Source organism: Verrucomicrobium spinosum DSM 4136 = JCM 18804, assembly GCF_000172155.1.
Taxonomy (GTDB): Bacteria; Verrucomicrobiota; Verrucomicrobiia; order Verrucomicrobiales; family Verrucomicrobiaceae; genus Verrucomicrobium; species Verrucomicrobium spinosum.
In genome coordinates, this window is the sequence record NZ_ABIZ01000001.1 from 5,440,839 (window position 1) to 5,457,994 (window position 17,156).

General features: G+C 58.9%; 8 protein-coding genes. 2 read left to right on the forward strand and 6 right to left on the reverse strand.

The window, feature by feature from the left end:
- Positions 1 to 2: 2 nt before the first annotated feature.
- The gene (locus tag VSP_RS36745; RefSeq protein WP_009963444.1) at positions 3 to 1,631 is read right to left on the reverse strand and encodes an AAA family ATPase; all 1,629 of its coding nucleotides are present in this window, start codon (positions 1,629 to 1,631) and stop codon (positions 3 to 5) included.
- A 206-nt stretch (positions 1,632 to 1,837) separates the two neighbouring features.
- Entirely contained in the window at positions 1,838 to 4,219 is a 2,382-nt protein-coding gene (locus VSP_RS22195) for a serine/threonine-protein kinase (RefSeq protein WP_009963445.1), read from the reverse strand.
- Between the two features lie 214 nt (positions 4,220 to 4,433).
- Here VSP_RS22195 and VSP_RS22200 point away from each other — a divergent pair, with 214 nt between their 5' ends.
- Entirely contained in the window at positions 4,434 to 5,345 is a 912-nt protein-coding gene (locus VSP_RS22200) for an RluA family pseudouridine synthase (RefSeq protein WP_009963446.1), read from the forward strand.
- 79 nt (positions 5,346 to 5,424) lie between these two features.
- On the opposite strand, the gene VSP_RS22205 is transcribed toward VSP_RS22200, so the two are convergent.
- From VSP_RS22205 to VSP_RS22220, 4 genes are all read right to left on the reverse strand, one after another.
- Positions 5,425 to 5,646 (reverse strand): hypothetical protein, encoded by a 222-nt coding sequence (locus tag VSP_RS22205; protein ID WP_009963447.1) that lies wholly within the window; start codon positions 5,644 to 5,646, stop codon positions 5,425 to 5,427.
- Positions 5,647 to 5,732: 86 nt separating this feature from the next.
- Positions 5,733 to 6,854 (reverse strand): Gfo/Idh/MocA family protein, encoded by a 1,122-nt coding sequence (locus VSP_RS22210; protein ID WP_009963449.1) that lies wholly within the window; start codon positions 6,852 to 6,854, stop codon positions 5,733 to 5,735.
- A gap of 122 nt (positions 6,855 to 6,976) precedes the next feature.
- Positions 6,977 to 7,984: a methyltransferase gene (locus VSP_RS22215; RefSeq protein WP_009963450.1), complete on the reverse strand. Its 1,008-nt coding sequence runs from the start codon at positions 7,982 to 7,984 to the stop codon at positions 6,977 to 6,979.
- A 98-nt stretch (positions 7,985 to 8,082) separates the two neighbouring features.
- On the reverse strand, positions 8,083 to 16,035 hold the full coding sequence (locus VSP_RS22220; protein ID WP_081452657.1) for an autotransporter-associated beta strand repeat-containing protein: 7,953 nt from the start codon (positions 16,033 to 16,035) through the stop codon (positions 8,083 to 8,085).
- Positions 16,036 to 16,258: 223 nt separating this feature from the next.
- Here VSP_RS22220 and VSP_RS22225 point away from each other — a divergent pair, with 223 nt between their 5' ends.
- Complete coding sequence (locus VSP_RS22225; RefSeq protein WP_009963452.1) at positions 16,259 to 17,101, forward strand: CvfB family protein; 843 nt, start codon at positions 16,259 to 16,261, stop codon at positions 17,099 to 17,101.
- Positions 17,102 to 17,156 lie beyond the last annotated feature (55 nt).

Genomic DNA, 17,156 nt, shown 5'->3' on the forward strand with positions numbered 1-17,156 from the left:
ATCTATTTGCTTTGATCGTTGCCATGCGCCCGGCGGTAAGATGCCACCACCAGATCGCTCAAGTATTTGTCTGGCTCCTGCACCGCCCGCAACGGAAGCACAAATGATTTTTCTGCATTGTTGCTCGCGATGAGCTGTAGTCCGAAGGGGTAATCTTTAAACATCTTGCGGCAAAGATCGGCCACCGTACTCCCCTCCCGGGCACTGCGCTCCACCAGAAGCTTTGCAGCATCCCACTCAAACCGGATCTCCAGCCCGTAGTCGTGGCTGAAGCTCTGGGCAAAATCCTCGACTTCCCGTGCAGCAGCACTCACCTGCACGTTCTGCGCCTTGTCCCGGCAGTGGGCCAGGGCGGCATCAGGATCGCGCAGCAGCGTCTCATCCACCAGCAACTCCTTCAGTCCCAGGGAGGGGAGCTCGAACTTGAAGTCCCTCAGCGACTTTTCCCACACGGTCATCAGACCTCGCGCACCGGTCTTCTCCTCGGCCGCCTGGCGGGCCTTCACCCGCAACGCACTGTCGTCAAAGGTAGCGTGAATGCCATAGGCCTGAAACTCGCGCTCGAACTGGCGGATCAGGCTTCCCTCGCTGCTCTTCATGATGTCGAAGAGGTCGTCCGCGGTCAGGGAGTCACAAACCACCCGCACGGGCAGTCGTCCGATGAACTCTGCTTCGAAGCCGTAGTCGATAAAATCTTGCGTACGAGCCAGGCGCAATGGTGTGCCAGAGATCACATCCTCCCTCACGGCGGCACCGAAACCAATGCTCCCCTTGCTCACGCGACGCTCAATGATCTTCTCCAGTCCGCTGAAAGCGCCACTCACGACAAAGAGGACGTTGCGAGTGTTCACCACCTGGCGGCGGGGGGCATCCCCTTTCCTCATCTCGAACATCATCTGAATCTGGCTGCGCATGTCATTGGGCGCATGCAGAGACACTTCCGTCTCCTCCATCAGCTTCAGCAGCGTGGTCTGCACCCCGCGCCCATTCACATCCCGGCCCGGGCGGTCACCTGCTGTGGCCAGCTTGTCCACCTCATCCAGGTAGATAATGCCGTGCTCCGCCAGATCGATGTTGCCGTTGGCCTTGGTCACAAGGTCGCGCACCAAGTCATCCACATCAGCCCCCACATAGCCCGTCTCACTGAACTTTGTGGCGTCTGCCTTCACAAATGGCACCCCGATCAGATCCGCGATGTGCTTGACCAGATAGGTCTTACCCACACCAGTCGGCCCCACGATGATGACATTCTGCTTGGCAAACTCCACCTCGTCAGCCGCCTTTGGGTCGCGCCTGCGCATCTCCCGCAACATGCGGGCATGGTTGTAGTGGTCGCAGACCGCCGTCGCCAGCACCTTCTTGGCGTCATCCTGGCGGATCACAAATCGGTCGAGGTACGCCTTGATGTCGGCGGGGCGGTAGCGGAAGTCCAGCCAGCTCTCATCATCCTCCTGGGGAGTCGTTTCCATGGTCGGGGGTTCCAGTTGTGCGCTCGGCCCGTCATCCTTGCCCTGCCCATCGCGAAAACTGGTGAAAAGCACGTTCCCGCCAAACTGGTTCCGGATGAACTCCTCCAGTTTTTTCCCAATCTCCTCAGGAGAGTTGGGCGGATCGGGCTTCTTGTCGCTCATGCAGCAGAATACGCCCGCAACTGAGCCTATGACAAGCCGACTGTGCCTGAAACTTTCGAAATCCAATTCCAAAAGTTCCCTCCAGGCCCAAGGCTTTCGGGGGTAAAACGACCCTTCAAAAGCCACAACTCATACGTCCTCAACCGGTCACCAACGCGCACCAGCGTCGGAGCATCCAACGGTGCCCGCGCCCCAAAAACCAAGAACTAATTCCCCCCACTCTGCTCCACTCGCGCCCAACGCTGGCGGAAGGCGCGGTTCTCTTCCATGAGCTGATTGGCCACGGTATTCGCCATCTGGTCCAGACCTTGCATCTTCGCAAAGACCACGATCATCTCCAGGCGGTTGTAGTACTCAGTGGAGTCACTCACGTTCTCCACCATGGCCTGCGCCACTGCCACCAGGGTCTCCGGCGTGAGCGAGTCAGTGGGGATGGTGAACTGGCCGCGGTCAAGCGAGATGATGGCGTTGTCGAACTCCAGGCGCGTCAAGCGCCCCTGCAGAGGCAGACCCGAGCGGCGGTAAAGCGTGCCGTTGTATCCACGACTGGCCACATCGGCTTTGAGCACGTCCATGAACTCCTTGGCCTTCGTCCAGAGGTAGATCTTGTTGGCGATCACGTTCTGCACCTCGGGAGTCTCGAACTTCATCCCCTGCAACAGCTCCACCGCGTGGCTGTAGTCGTAGCCCCGTACCAGAGCCGGAAGGCTGTTGCTCAGCTCAGCAAGCTGGGCCACCTCCCGCTGGCGCAGGGAGTCCAGCCGTTTGCGCTCTGTCTCCTCAATCTGGCGGCGCAGGCGGGTTATTTCCTCCTGGGCAAAGCGAATGCGATGCGTGAAAAGATTCCTCAGCGCCCCGTTGGTTTTGAGCTGCTCCAGCACTTTGCGGCTCTCTGCGACCTCATCGCGTGCTTCATCAATGGAGGCAAAGGGTTCTTTCCTCAGCTCTCCAGCGCTCTTGGCCAGCTGCACGTCTGCAATATAGGGGGCGATCAGCTTCTTGTACGAGCTGATCCACTCCAGCCCTCTGCCCGGGGCGCAGGAATTAAAGGTCTCCAGCCACTCCACCGCCGCGCGCGGCTTGCCAAAGTGCCACTGGGCCAGGCCATGGGCCAGGTACCCGAGCACCTCCTCGGAGGTTTCCTCGTAACTCACTTCCCGGCGGGCCATGCCAAGACCCAGATCCTGACTCATGCGGCCACCGATCTTGCCGAAGAATTCCTTGAACTCCACCCCGCTCATCTCGCTGCCGGCACCGGCATCCTGGCGAATGGATTCGAAGTACTTCTCCGCATCCTGACGCTTACCATCCACCATGGCGCACAGGGCAGCATTGAAGCGAGCCCAGTTCAGCGTCGGCTGCTTCGCCCGGCCGGAGGAGATCAGTCCGTCGAAGAGCTTGCGCGCTTCGGCAAACTTGCCTTCCAGCAGCGTACCACGGGCTCGCAGGAAGATGTCCGCCACGGTCTCCGTGGAGGCCTCTGAGGTGCCCCCCAACGTGGTGAGTTCCCGCTCATTGGTGCGGATGGACTTGACCTTCGTTTCTGGAGCTGGCTTGGCCAGCACGGCGATGATGGCGATCGCCACCAACGCGCTCGCGCCGCCCAGGATAAAACGCTGCCGCAGAGACTTCTCCCGGATGGTCGAGTAGCCCAGGAGGCTCTCCGCATCGCGAAAGGCCTCCACCAGCTCATCATAGCTCGCGTAGCGATCCTCCGGGCGGAGGGCCAGGGTCTTGTTGATCAACTCACAGGTGCGGGTGGAAAACTTGAAGCCGCTGTCCTCCAGGCGTACCACGCGGCTCTTGATCACCTTGAGCTCCTGGATGGAGTTCGTGTTCGCCTTGTGCGGCGGCTTGCCTGTGAGGGCGTGGTACAGGGTCGCTCCCAGACTGTAGATGTCACTGCGAAAGTCTTCGCGGTCATCCCGCACCTTCTCGGGTGCCACATAAAACGGGGTGGCCCAGATTTCGCCTGAATCATCCACGTCCCGCGCATGGAAGAGCGCCAGACCAAAGTCCACAATTTTCGGCGTATTCTCCTCCGTAAAGAGGATGTTCGCCGGCTTCACGTCACGGTGGATCAGACCTTCGCGGTACGCAGCGCGCAGCCCCTCAGCCACCGCGCGGCCCACCCGGAGGGCTTCAGCTTCCGTAAGGTGTTCATTCTCAGCAATTCGATGCTCCAAGCTGCCTCCCGCCACCAGCTCCATGGCGATATAGAAGTTGCCTTGATCCTTGCCCACGGAGTAGAGCTTCACCACGTTCGGGTGGGTCACCGCAGCCGTCAGCTGGGCTTCCCGCTCGAAACTGGCCATCCGCACACTGTCCCTGCTGTAGTGACGGTTGAGGATCTTCAGCGCCACATGGCGCCCTAGAGTGGAGTCTTCGGCGTCAAACACACGGCTCATGCCGCCTTCGCCAATCTGCTTGATGATGGAAAAGTGGTCGAACTTGCGGCGGACTCGAACAAACTCGCCGCAGTGCGGACAGGCCACCTTGGAGTAAGGCTCAAGCGTTGAGACGTCAATCACGCCTTCGCAGGCCGGGCAGGTGCTGTAATATTGGAAAATGTCTTGGGGGGGTGTCACAGGACGCGGAGGGTAGCTCGAAAACCGAGGTTCTCAAAGCTGAAAGTTCAGGGCAACTTTGTCACTAGAAGGTCAGAGAACGGCCGTTCCACTCACGCAATTACCATGTAAAGCAGGGCGCAGGCCATGTCGTATTTATTTATGAAAATTAAACGATCGGAAGTCGAGTTGGTTTCGCTGCTTGCGAAAAGAAATCGAAATTTCATACTGACAGATGGATTTCACGGTCAATGAATCAGCCCCTGCCAAACAGAGGCTGGATCACTATTTGCAGGGCGAGCTGCCCGACATGTCTCGCACACGCCTTCAAGGCCTAATCAAGGACGGCCACATCCTTCTGAATGGGAAGGCCGCCAAGCCCAATACTCCACTCAAGCAGGGGGACCGCATCACCATGGAGGTGCCGGACCCTGTTCCCACGGAAGTCGTTCCACAGGACATCCCCCTCAACGTCCTCTTTGAGGACGAGCACATCATCGTCATCAACAAGCCCGACGGCCTTGTGGTGCACCCGGCGGCTGGCAATCCGGACGGCACCCTGGTAAATGCCCTGCTCTTCCATTGCAAGAACCTCAGCGGCATCGGGGGGGAGTTGCGCCCGGGCATCGTCCACCGTCTTGACAAGGAAACCAGTGGCTGCATGGTCGCCGCCAAGCATGACCTGGCCCACACGCGGCTTACCGAGGCCTTCAGCCAGCGGGACCTGACCAAGATCTACCTGGCCGCCGTGAATGGTACCCCCTCCTCGTCCTCAGGCCGGATCGAGAACCGCATCGGCCGCCACCCCGTGGACCGCAAGCGCATGGCCCTCGTCACTGGCGAGGCTGGCAAGGAAGCCCTCACCGAGTGGGATCGAGTGGCCGTCCACCAAGGCTGCGCGCTCATCCGCTGCCGCCTGCTGACCGGCCGGACTCATCAGATCCGGGTGCACATGAAGGAAGCCCTCGGCTGCCCGATCCTGGGTGACACCATCTACGCCCAAATCCAGCGCCAGCTCATCAAGATGCCCCGCCTCATGCTCCATGCGTGGAAGTTGGAGTTCCAACACCCCATCACCAAGCTGGGACTTAAATTCGAAGCACCCGTGCCTGAGGCTTTTGGTCCGTGGATGAAGAAGAACGGGTAGATCTGCGGCCCGCTCATCTTCACTCCTATTGCTCCGGCGAAAACCGGTTCGGAGTTCAACAGTGTTCCATCGATGCCTATCAGTGGTTCTTCTCAGCTGCTCGATCAAGCCCCCACACCAAAGCCCGCCCCGCCCCTTTGCGTCGCACGAGGCCGATCTCCTGCTCAAGCAGCTTCATCCACTCCGGGCACGGCCGGTCGTAGGGCAGCGCCAGTGTTTCCCTCAGCTCCACCCAGGTCGCCCCCTGGCGACGGGCTTTCAGGTGCTTGTGAATGGCTGACTTGAATTCCACATACTGCATGGCTGACCACAAAATAACAGGGCACTGAGGTTTCCGTACAGGAAATTCATCAGTGCCCCACAAGCACGGTTCAGACTGTCAACAACTCAGGAAAGCGTCTCCTTCGGCAGGTGCTTGATGGCCCCGTCGTCCAGCGCGCTTTGATGAGCCAGAATGCCCGTGCAGGTCCAGTTGGCGCTCTGCTTCGCATTCGGGAAGGGCTGACGGCCTTCCACCAGCGCCATGGCAAATTCATGCGCCAGGTGCGGATGGCTCCCGCCGTGTCCTGCGCCTTGCGTGAAGCTCAAATGGGCGTTTTCATCATCGTACACGCCTTTGGTCGTGTACTTCGCAATACTCTCCGGCAGACGGCTGGCGTAGTCGGGGCTCTTGATCAGGGACGGGATCTCCGGTTCGGGCTTCTTCGCCGTGTGCAGCACCAGTGGCTCATGCTCGATGAGCGGCCATTCCACGGATTGCTTGCTGCCATACACGTCGATGCTCTCGCGGTACTGGCGGGCGGTGTCGAAGAGGCTGCGGATGATGCGCACACTCAGGTCAGAGTTGCTCACCTTCACATGCGCCGTCTCCACGGCAAAGGGTGAGTTGTAGTGCCCGATGAGTTCCTCACGGATGGTGCCGGAGCCAAAGCAGCTCACGTACTCGGCGTCGCCATTTGCAAGGCCCAGCACCGGTCCCACGCAGTGGGTGGCGTAGTGCATGGGCGGCAGGCCCGGCCAGTAGTTCGGCCAGCCGTCCATGTCCTGCTGGTGACTTGCCTGGATGAACTGCAGTTTACCCAGATCTCCCTTGTCACGGAGTTCCTTCATGAACAGGTACTCCCGGGCATAGACCACGGTCTCCATCATCATGTAGGTCAGCCCCGTCTCCTCAGTGAGGCGTATGATCTCCAGGCAATCCTCCACACTCGTGGCCATCGGCACGGTACAGGCCACATGCTTGCCCGCTTTCAGCGCGGCAATGGACATCCAGGCGTGATCCGGGATGGGCGAGTTGATGTGCACCGCGTCCACTTCTGGATCTTTCAGAAGCTCGGCATAGTCCGTATAGCGCTTCTCCACCCCAAAGTGGTCCCCCACCTCCTTGAGCTTTTCCGGATTGCGCTGGCAGATGGCACCGCAGGTGGTGTGCGGGTGTTTTTGCCAAAGGGGAATGAACTCGGCGCCAAAGCCAAGACCGACGACTGCGATGTTGAATTTCTTGCTCATGGAGGAAGTTGGACTGCCTCCATGGAACGTGCGCCCGCCGGTTTTTGCACGGACATTTTTTGTGCCCGTTCGGCCATGCATCAGGTCGGCCACCGCAGGCAGCCGACCCGGAAAATCGGCCCTTACTTGATGCCCACCACCATGGAGTCCGGCCCCACCAGATGCTCCACGCGGATGTCCTTGAACCCAATCTCCTCCATCCACCCCCTGCAATCAGCCCCGCTGTAGTCAAAGCCCCCGTCCGTCTCGACGAGCATGTTCAAGCTCATCATCAGACCGAAGGCATTTTGGGAGCGATCGTCATCGATGATGGAGTCATAGACGATCACCGCCCCACCCTCGGGCACCGCCTCGTACGCACGACGCAGGAGCAGCTTCTTTTGCTCCAGATCCCAGTCATGCAGGATGTGCCCCATCATCACCACATCCACCTTCGGCAGATCGTCGGTAAAGAAGCTTCCTCCTTGGAACGAAAGCCTGTCCGCCACCCCCGCTTGCGTTGCATAATCCTCAAAAATGGGGGCCACCTCGGGAAGGTCAAAGCCTATGCCGCGCACATGCGGCTGGGCCAGCGCCACCTGCACGGCCAGATCCCCCTGGGCCGTTCCCGCATCCACAAACGAGTTGTACTGCGCCCAGGGGAACTGCCTCGCAATCGCGAGGTTGGCCCCACGGCTCACGCCCGACATGGCCCGCAGGAACTCCTTCAAACGTGCGGGATCAGCATACAGCGTGGCGAACATGTCATCGCCATGTTTGCCTTCGTTCTGACGCAGACCCGTGCGCAGCGCCTCCGTCAGACTGCCCCAGAACTTGAACAAGCGGCTGTTGGCCATCTCCAGGATGCCCCCGATGTATGAGGGCTTGTTCTTGTCCAGAAACAGGTCGGTCTCCGGCGTGTTGCGGTACACCCCGCCCTCACGCACCAGGAAGCCCAGCGCCACCAGCGTATCCAGGAAATCCCGTCCCCCTCTCGGATGCAGCCCCAGCCTCCCCTGCACCGTGGCGAGGTCGCCGGGATGCTTCGCCAGCTCCGTGAACACCTCCATCTCCACAGCGCTGAGCAACACTTTCGAAGGCCAGAAGGCCAGACCAGTTTGAAAGATTCTGTCGGGGGTCGGATTTTCCATAAGCCAACCAAACTTTGCGTCCTGATTTTTGGCAAGCGAAGTTTGCTACAGGGAAATCCGTTGTCCTTTGTCAGGAGCAAACAACCGTCTTTATCAAATCAGATCCACCTCCGACGCCGGCGCATCACCAACGCGCACAAGCCCACGGCAAACAGCATCATCCGCCCCGGCTCAGGCACCACGACGACAGCACCGTACTCTTTGAACAGCGAGACATCCCATAGGAAACCAGAATCACCAAGATCAGGAAGCACCAGGTCGTACCCGGCTCCTCCGGCGTAAGGACCTGTCGGCAACAGGAACTCTGCTGGCAACATGCCCGACCAGTCGAACAGGTTAAACACCATGCCGTAGGAGTAGCTCACCCCCAAATCCTCCACGACGATCTTTGTGGTCTGCGTCCCACCGGTGCCGGCTTCCCAAGTCAACTCGCCCACTACATTGATGTGATCGTGATCACCCGTAGTTTCGAACACGAGGTGACCGGCATTCTCTGCCAGCTCTGCAACGGAGTACTGACTCAGATCGGCAATGCCCGTGGCTCCCCGAATCTGCATCACCACACTGTTTGGCGTGGCAGTGGGGCCTGCTTTGACGATCAGCCCGTTCTCAAACACCAGCTTGCCGATTTGATTGCCGCTGATTTCGCCAGGACGGATGCTTCCGGAATTGAGAGTGGTGGTCCAAACATTGCCATTGCCTGCAAGCACTGCGGAGTTGTTCACGGCGACATTGCCGCCACCCAAGTTGGATCCAGTGAGCAATTCCACCGATCCGCCATTGATGTTGATGCCGCCGTTCGCATTAACCAAACCGCCAACCTTTAAGAGACCACTCCCATTCTTATCAAGCACCGTCGCCCCGCCGTTAAACTGCCCGAGATTCCTCAACGTGCCGGAGTTGAGGACAAAGTTAATCATCGCGGTGGAAGCCCCAATCGACCGACCTGACATGTCCAACTCACCTCCGTCGAGCGTGACCGTTACCGATACCGCACCTGCGTTGAGCCCGGCCCCAGAGGTGTTCCCGCGCACGATGTTGCCCGACATCGTCACCTTCCCGCCCGTGATGTTGATGTGAGCCACAGACTGCGGAGTGTTCCCGGTACTCGTTGCTGTGTTGGCTCCCATCACCACCGAGTTGTTGCTGGTCTGCCCTACCGTCACCTCTCCTCCCGAGATGTTGACGATCCCCGTCACCACTGGTGCCGGGTTCAGTGAAGCGTCATACGATCCTGCAACCGAAGCCAGCGAAAGGATGCCGTTGTCAATGATCACCACACCGCCTCCAATGTCCATCGTGCTGGTAACGTTTCGAGACTGGCTCGCTCCCGTCGTCGTGGACCCTCCAGTTCTGCCGGACAACGTGAGACTGGTCATTTGGAGCCTGCCCGTATCAAAAGCAAAGTAGTTGGTATAAGCATTCAAGCGGTTCTGGGTGCCGATGATGGTGGTGCCAAAAAGCAGGTCCACACTGTGCCCCCGGACGTCGAAAAGATTGCCGTCGCCACCCGCGCCAGTACCGCCGCCGGCCGAAGCCATGCTAAAGGCAGCCCGTGAGGTGTCACCAGTGGTGCCGCGCACGCGCAAGGTGCCGGTTGTGTCAGCCGCATCGAAGCGGATGGCCCCCATGTCACGGTTGCCAGTCCCAATGTTGATGGCGTTGACGTAGAACTCGTTCTTAACGCTGCCCAAGATGACGGTGTTCACCTGGCCGGCGAGACCGCTGTGCACCCCGCCATCCCCCACTGCAAGGGTGGCCGCAGTGATTTCTGTCTCCTTTGCCAGGGTCAGTGTGCTCCACCGGTTGCTGACGTTGTTGGAGTTGGATGGGTTCACCCTGAAAACCCCATTGGTGGAGTTCAAGGTGACCGTCATCTTCGCGAGATCACCGAAATCAGCGACCGCCCGGTTTGCCTGTCCGCTTCCGGTATTCACCCCTCCAACCTGGAAGAGCGAACCGCTAGCCGTGTTGTTCACTTCAAACTCCCCATCCCCGCTGGCTTTGAACAACGTGGTCGTCGCTGCCGCCGCATTGCTACCAATGGCCACGGCACCGTTGATGACGAGTTTTTGACCGGCACCGATCATCAGTTCATTCGTGTTGGCATCAGAGTTGGTCTGTACCACCATGCTCGAGAACTGCGCGCTCGCAGCGCTTAGGTCCAGTTTCCCGGACGTGGTGATGTTGTTTGCACTGCCAAACTGTAGCGCCCCAGACAGGCTCTGATTCACATTAAATTTCAGGACCCCTGCATTGATGTTGGTAACGCCGGTGTAGGTATTGACGGAATCAAACTCCAGCGTGCCTGTTCCTGTTTTGGTAAGTCCTCCGGCACCCGATCCGTCTGCAACGACGCCTGACAAACGCGCCGTAGTGGCCTGCACGTTGACGGTTCGCACAGCACCGTTGAGATTGAGATTGGTGGCCCAGTTCAGAAGGCCGTCCGCAGTGGCAGCATTGAGCACCAAGGCAGAAGGGTTGAACCCAAAAGTGCCCCAACTGGCCGTTCCGAGACTGACCGTCAAAGTGCCGCCGTAGGCGGAAAACCCTGAGGTTCCACCCGTCATGATGAACTGTCCGGCTCCCATGCCGATGGTCCTGGAAAAAGAACCATTCCCTTCCAGGATGCCACCGTTCAACTCCAGCATGGAACTGGTGGAGAACCCATTCGCAGAAGTGAAACGCAGCACCCCTTCTGAAATCAGGGTATCGCCTGTATGAGAACTGACTCCCGTCACCGTAACAAGCCCCGCAGTGGTTTTGACCACCTTCGACGTCCCGGTCAGATTCATTTCCACTGTCCCGCTCTGTAGATCAAATACGCTGCCATCGCTGGTCAATACGCCACTTCCGAGGATCTGGGCACTGGTCCCACTGAGTGTTACCCGACGCACGTTGGCGGAAAGTGTTTGCAGATCAAGACTGCCGCCGGACACAACCAGATCACCGGTGCCAATGGCCTGATTGACCGCTCCTCGCAGAACGCCTTCCAACACGGTGGTGGCGCCCGTGTAACTCGAAGCCGCCCCAAGCGTAAGGGTTCCGAGTCCCTTCTTGGTAAGTCCCCCATTCATTCCGGCCACATCCACCAGCGCGGTATTGACGACAACGTCAACGCCATTGGTGTCCACGGTACCGCCTGCGTCAGCCAGCGCGATGCCACCGGTGCGGTTCAATGCCCCGGCAATCCCTGTCTGCAGACGAAGCGTGCCGCCAGCAAACACGATGGCCGCAGTGCCGGATGAGCCCCCGATGCTCTCCCAGCCGTCGATCTCCAAGACCCCTTCGTTGAGAGTGGTGGTACCGCTGTAGGAATTGTTTCCCGTCAGGATCAAGGTCCCAATACCGGACTTGGTCAGAGCCGTGTTGCCCGCCGTGGAGTTGATCAGGTTCGAGGTGATGGTCACACCCGAAGCCGCGCTGTTCACCACATGAAAGATGAACTCATTGCCCACGTTGCCAACCGTCGGCCCCACTGTAATGTCCGAGAATCCGCTGAGCGTGATTCCCTGTGGGGAGGCCAGTTCTGCAAAGGTGGCATTGGCTGAATCCACAGCCGTGAAAAGAAACGCGCCGCTGGTCACCACCAAACTGCCTGACCCCGTGACGATCGCGGCGGCTGTCGTTGAAGAATTGTCCAAAACGAGGGAATTGATCGTCTTGCCTGCAAGCCCGGAAAGATCCGTCGAAAAAGTCTCCCTCACGTTGGAGGCGGCCCCTGCTGCGGCAAAGGCACTGTACTCAGAGGTCAGATTCAACGGCCTGAAACCAATGCCCGCAACATAAGTGACAAATGAATTCCCCCGCTGGTTGTTGACGGTAGTGGACAGCAGGTTCCATCCCAAATCCTGCCCCACCGCCCATGGCACGATGCTGATCGTGCTGGAGAGTGCCGCGCCACCTCCACCAATATGGTTGTTGGTGGTGAAGGCCGATTCCGCCGCCGTCGCCAGCCTGAAAAAGGTTCGTCCAACAACGGTGGACGACGTCCCAAGGTTCGTACCGCGAACGTTGAATGTCGCGTAGTTGTTCCGGGCGACGGACGCCACAGTAATCTGCGCCAGACTGCTGGTATTCGCGACATTGGTCGAGGCTTCCAGAGTGCTGTATGAAGAGCCCGAATCCAGGGTGACAGCCCCCACCGTTTCCGTTCGTCCGCCATTCTGATCAGTGCGTTTCCACAGGCCCCGATACGGAAGGGCGGTGCCACTCAGACCGTTGGCACTGTTCATCACGATCGCAGCGGTATCCCCCACGCGACTGGGAGCGCTCGATGAGCCGTTGTTGTCGATTAGAAGACCGCCCCCGGAATTTAACTTCCACAGCGTGGCGTTTGTCATGTTCGCGATGCCATTGCCCGTCAAGCTTACCAATCCCTGGTTCACCTCCACAGTCCCGGTGAAGCCAGTGTGCGACACTGTGTTCAGGGTGAGGTTCGTTGAACCCAGCTTCACAATGGTTCCGGCCCCGGAAAAGCGCCCACTGAAGGTTGAACCGTTGTTCAGTGTCAACGTCTGGCCATTGAGCATAACCACCCCACCGTCCGTACCGCCTCCAGTGAGGGAACCGATCGTCTCATCGGCGAGCAGGTTCAATGTCACTCCCGTGACAGCATCGAGATTGACCACCGACGAATCGCCAATGGCATTGCCGCCGTTGACAGTGAGCGTCCCCTTGTTGACGTAGGTCGAGCCCGAATAGGAGTTCGAAGCCGAGTTGAGAATGAGCTCGCCCTCGCCCGCCTTCGTAATCGAGCTGCTACCACTGATGAGTGAGGAGATGGTCAGTGCAGCGCTCGTGTTGAACTGGTGAATGAAAAAGGCATTACCTGCGGAAGTCAGCCTGCCTCCAGAGATGGAATTCCCCCCAGCCGAGGCTACGCTGACAATACCGCCGCTGGTAATATCAAGCGTGTCCGTAATCTGGAAAGCAGAGCCCGCACTCTGAAAGACAAGGCTGTTAATCTTGGCCAAACTGAGCGTCGAGCCAGAGTAGCCTGAAGCATCGGTGACATTCTCATCCGTTGCCCAAGTGGACACGTCATCCTTCGCCGCCGCTGCTGCCGCCACGATGTTCCCGTTGGCGTCCACGGTGGCAAACTTGGAGCTGTTGAACGTTGCCCAGCCACCCAGAATGCCGTTTGTAACCACCCACCCAGTGGTGTTCACAGATGCATTGGCCCCGGTGATGACAACATCCAGAGACCGACCCGCCGCCGTCGAGGTCAGGGCCCCGAGCGACAAGATCATACCAGGACTGCCACTGTCGTTGACAAGAATGCGGTTGGCTCCCTGCCCTACCGTATATCCCGCCGCCGATTGGGTTACCGCATTGGAGGCATTGCCGACCAGTTCCAAGGTGCCTCCATTCATCGCGAGCGCTCCGGCGCTGGCGATTTTCGATGCCGTATTGGAGCGGTAATCGAGCTTGAGCACCCCTTCCGAAACAGTAGTGGTCCCCGAGTATGAATTGGTGCCAGACAGCACCAGCGTCCCGTTGCGCGTTTTGGTGATGCCTGGTGAGCCCGTGCCATTGATGATGCTCGCGCTGACGACCAACTCCTCATCCGTGCCATCTGAGGGTCTCACATCAAAGGTCCTGGTCGTGCCATTCAGGCTCAACGAGCCCGTACCCTCGATGGTAGCCGTGCCTGTAACACCGCTGTTCGCAGCATAGACCACCAACCCCGTGAGATTATAGACCACTCCCGCTCCATCAAGTTTCAGCGTGGCCTCGCTGCCAGCCACGGCGGTGTTCGAGAATACCAGAGAGTTGGTCGAGGTCTGCCCACCCATGCTGGCCCTGAGTTCCAGGGTGCCGTTATTGAGTCGAAGCTCGTTGGTAAACGTCGGAGTCGTCAGCACAATCACCGACCCGGCCCCATCCAGCCGGAAGGCACTGGATTGGGTCGTGCCGTTTGCGATGACACCACTGATGGTGGCGGTGGATCCGGCCGCGACGTTGAAAATCATCGTCCGGGCTGAAGTGGTGCTCTCGGTGAGGGTAATGTTGTTAAAGAAGACACCCCCGGTGTTGGTGATGGTGATGGTACGGTCAGCCAGGGCCTGCCCAAAGGTGTTGCTGAATGTGATAACACCTGTGCCAGCCAGAGTCAGATTCGCCGCGAGCGGGGTGAGACTGCTGATGGTAAGATCCCCCCCTCCGACATTGGAGATAGTGGAGGACGCGCTGAGCGTGATGGTCCCGCTATACGCACTGGCCGTGGTGCCGATGTACTGGAGACTGCCTCCGCCCAGAGTCACCGCATTGCCGCCGGTGCCCCCCAAATTCTCATTTTGGGAGAACTGCAGGATTCCCGCAGATACGGTCAAGGCTCCTTCGAAGGTATTGACCCCACGCAGTTCCAGCGTACCCGCACCGGTCTTCGTGAGCGCTGAAGCTCCGGTGCCGCTCAGCACACCGGAAAGCACGGCCTTGTCAGCCGTAGAGGAAGTATTGTCCAGCACCTGGACGGTGCGAACAGCGCCGTTCAAGTCAATGCTGTTCACAAGCTCTACAACATTGTCCGATCCCGTGGAGCCAAACAACAGCTGTCCGGTGCCATTCACAAACTCGGTGTTTGCATCCCAGACCAGCTGCAATCCACTGCTCAACGTAACGGTAAGCTGCCCCCCGTTGGCAGAAAAGCCCCCGTGGGTCCCCACCCCCCAGCGGACCTGTCCATTCCCTGAACCAATATCGACATTGAGAGCTCCGCTTCTCTCATACACACCGCCATTTAGGATCAAATTGCCCGTGCCCACATTGCCGCGAATGGCTCCGGCGCTGATGGTCGTCAATCCACCGTAGGTGTTGGTTCCAGACAGGACCAAGATTCCTGCCCCCAACTTGGTAAGTGTACCCGTCCCAGAAATGTCCCCTGCGAAGGTTGAGAGGTTGGAACGGTTAAACTCCAAAGCCGCATTGTTGAGGATGTTCCCCAGAAGGGAACCAGTCGTCCCTCCCGAGCCCACTCTGATCGCGCCAGCGTTGATGGTCGTGCCACCTGTGTAGGTGTTGTCACCACTCAAGATGAGCATCCGGGCACCCTCTTTAACGATTCCACCATTCTCGATGATGGTTTCGATCGTCGCGTCTGTATCAACCGCATTCGATCCCGTGGAGGTTGTCGCCACCGTAATGGTGCGAACACCACCGCCCAGATCCAGATACCCGGTATTCGGCGCGGCGGTGCCGTCAGTCCCAGTGCCAGTAATCAGAATGTCACGAGCACTATTCCCCGTAGTCGCACTGCGGTTGTTGTTGAAATTGATGTTGCCGTTGACGATCAACCTGCCTCCAGTCCCCGTCAGGACCTGCGCACCAGCCCCGGTGACCGTGGTGAGGGTCAGCCCACCAATCGTTTCGGTGAACCCGTTGAGCTGAAAGTTGCTGTAGTTGGAGGTGCTGGTGCTGTTTACGGAAACCGTCGCCGTATCGGCAAGCTGTTCGTCGGCCCTCAGAATGGTGGTGACAACCCCACTCGTAGAATTGATGACCAAGTTGCCCGCGATGGCATTCACGCCCGCAGATTTTGCCAGTTCCAGAGTGCCCGCCGAGACTGTAAAGTCCGCTGACAGGGTGTTGGCGGTTGAGCCCGCCAGTCGAAGCGTCCCCGTGCTGGTTTTGGCCACCGCGACAGAACCGGACAGCACGGAGTTGATGATGGCAGTCCGGCTGGCAGCAACAGAGATATTTCCTGCGGTGGTCCAGTTCAAGGTGCCACCGTCCAAGGTCACAGCCCCATCCTCAAACGTCAGGCCTGCGATGCTATGCGTCCCTGCAACAGTCACGGTGTAGGTCCCCGTGGCATCGGTTCCAGCAGAGAAGAAAGCTGCATTTCCCGCCGCCCAGGCAGCCACCGCACCTGTTCCCGCGCTGCTGGTGTTCCACCGGGCGGTCGCCGCATCCCATGTGCCTGAGGGCGAGGTGCCACCTGCACCGGTCGTCGTCCCATTTGTATCCCAATACACGTTGGCGCTGAAGCCCTTCGGTGCCGCAAGCACCATCACCAGCCACGACGCTATAACGGAAAACTTGTGAAACATGGGGATCAGAAAACTAGAGGTGCCTGAGGAGCCTCCGGGTTGAGGATTTCCCTTTTTTGGCAAAGTCTGCCAAAAACATGACCGGATGTGAATAAAATCCTCACTCTAGGAGTGACTTTGTACATCCTAGCCTCTAAGCCTATCCTTTAGACCCCCTCCCTGCCATTTCTCCCTATTTGCACTTTTTGTTCCCCCGGAATGCTGTGGTGCACTATGGTTCACCATGGCCGAAATCGGAAAATTCAACTTCCTGCGCGTAGTGCGGCAGGCATCCCAGGGGCTCTATCTTGACGGGGGGGCCTATGGCGAAATCCTACTGCCCCGCCGGTATGCTCCGCCCTCGGTCATCCCGGGAAGTGACGTTGAGGTCTTCATCTACTCCGATTCTGAGGACCGCCTTGTGGCCACGACTGAGACTCCGCACGCCGTGGTGGGTGAGTTTGCCTGCCTAAAGGTGCTGGGGTTCAATCACCGCATCGGAGCCTTCCTCGATCTGGGGCTTAGCAAGGACCTCCTGCTGCCCATGAGTGAGCAAAATGGCCACGTGGCACCTGGGGATCGCATCATCGTTTATCTCATGCTGGATGAGCGCAGCGACCGTCTGGTGGCTTCCATGAAGCTTAACCGCCACATCAACCGGACCAAGCCCCTCTATCAGGACGGCGAGGCCGTGGATTTGCTCATCGCGGACGAGACCCCGCTGGGCTTCAATGCCATCGTGGAAAACGCCCACTGGGGCCTCCTCTACCATTCGGATCTCAACGCCGCCCTTCAACCCGGCCAGCGCATGCAGGGCTATGTGAAAACGGTGCGCCCAGACGGCAAAATCGACCTCCGGCTTGATGACACGGGCTATCAGCGGATCTCCCCGCTCACGCAGAAGATCCTCGACAAGCTCAAAGAAAGCGGCGGCCACCTCGACCTGGATGACTCCAGCCCACCGGAAGCGATACGCTATGCCTTTGGGGTCTCCAAGAAGTCCTTCAAGCAGGCCATTGGGGCTCTCCTTCGCGAGGGACGGATCCGCTTTGAACACGGCGGTGTGCAACTGGTGGACGTGGACTGAGCCACTCCCCACGCCCAATCCCTACAAGCCCAAATAAAACGGCTGCCGGCATCCT

Excerpts from the sequence above, each read along its gene's own strand:
- VSP_RS36745 (WP_009963444.1), bottom strand. The coding sequence starts at position 1,631 with ATGAGCGACAAGAAGCCCGATCCGCCCAACTCTCCTGAGGAGATTGGG.
- VSP_RS22200 (WP_009963446.1), top strand. The coding sequence starts at position 4,434 with ATGGATTTCACGGTCAATGAATCAGCCCCTGCCAAACAGAGGCTGGAT.
- VSP_RS22205 (WP_009963447.1), bottom strand. The coding sequence starts at position 5,646 with ATGCAGTATGTGGAATTCAAGTCAGCCATTCACAAGCACCTGAAAGCC.
- VSP_RS22210 (WP_009963449.1), bottom strand. The coding sequence starts at position 6,854 with ATGAGCAAGAAATTCAACATCGCAGTCGTCGGTCTTGGCTTTGGCGCC.
- VSP_RS22215 (WP_009963450.1), bottom strand. The coding sequence starts at position 7,984 with ATGGAAAATCCGACCCCCGACAGAATCTTTCAAACTGGTCTGGCCTTC.
- VSP_RS22220 (WP_081452657.1), bottom strand. The coding sequence starts at position 16,035 with ATGTTTCACAAGTTTTCCGTTATAGCGTCGTGGCTGGTGATGGTGCTT.
- VSP_RS22225 (WP_009963452.1), top strand. The coding sequence starts at position 16,259 with ATGGCCGAAATCGGAAAATTCAACTTCCTGCGCGTAGTGCGGCAGGCA.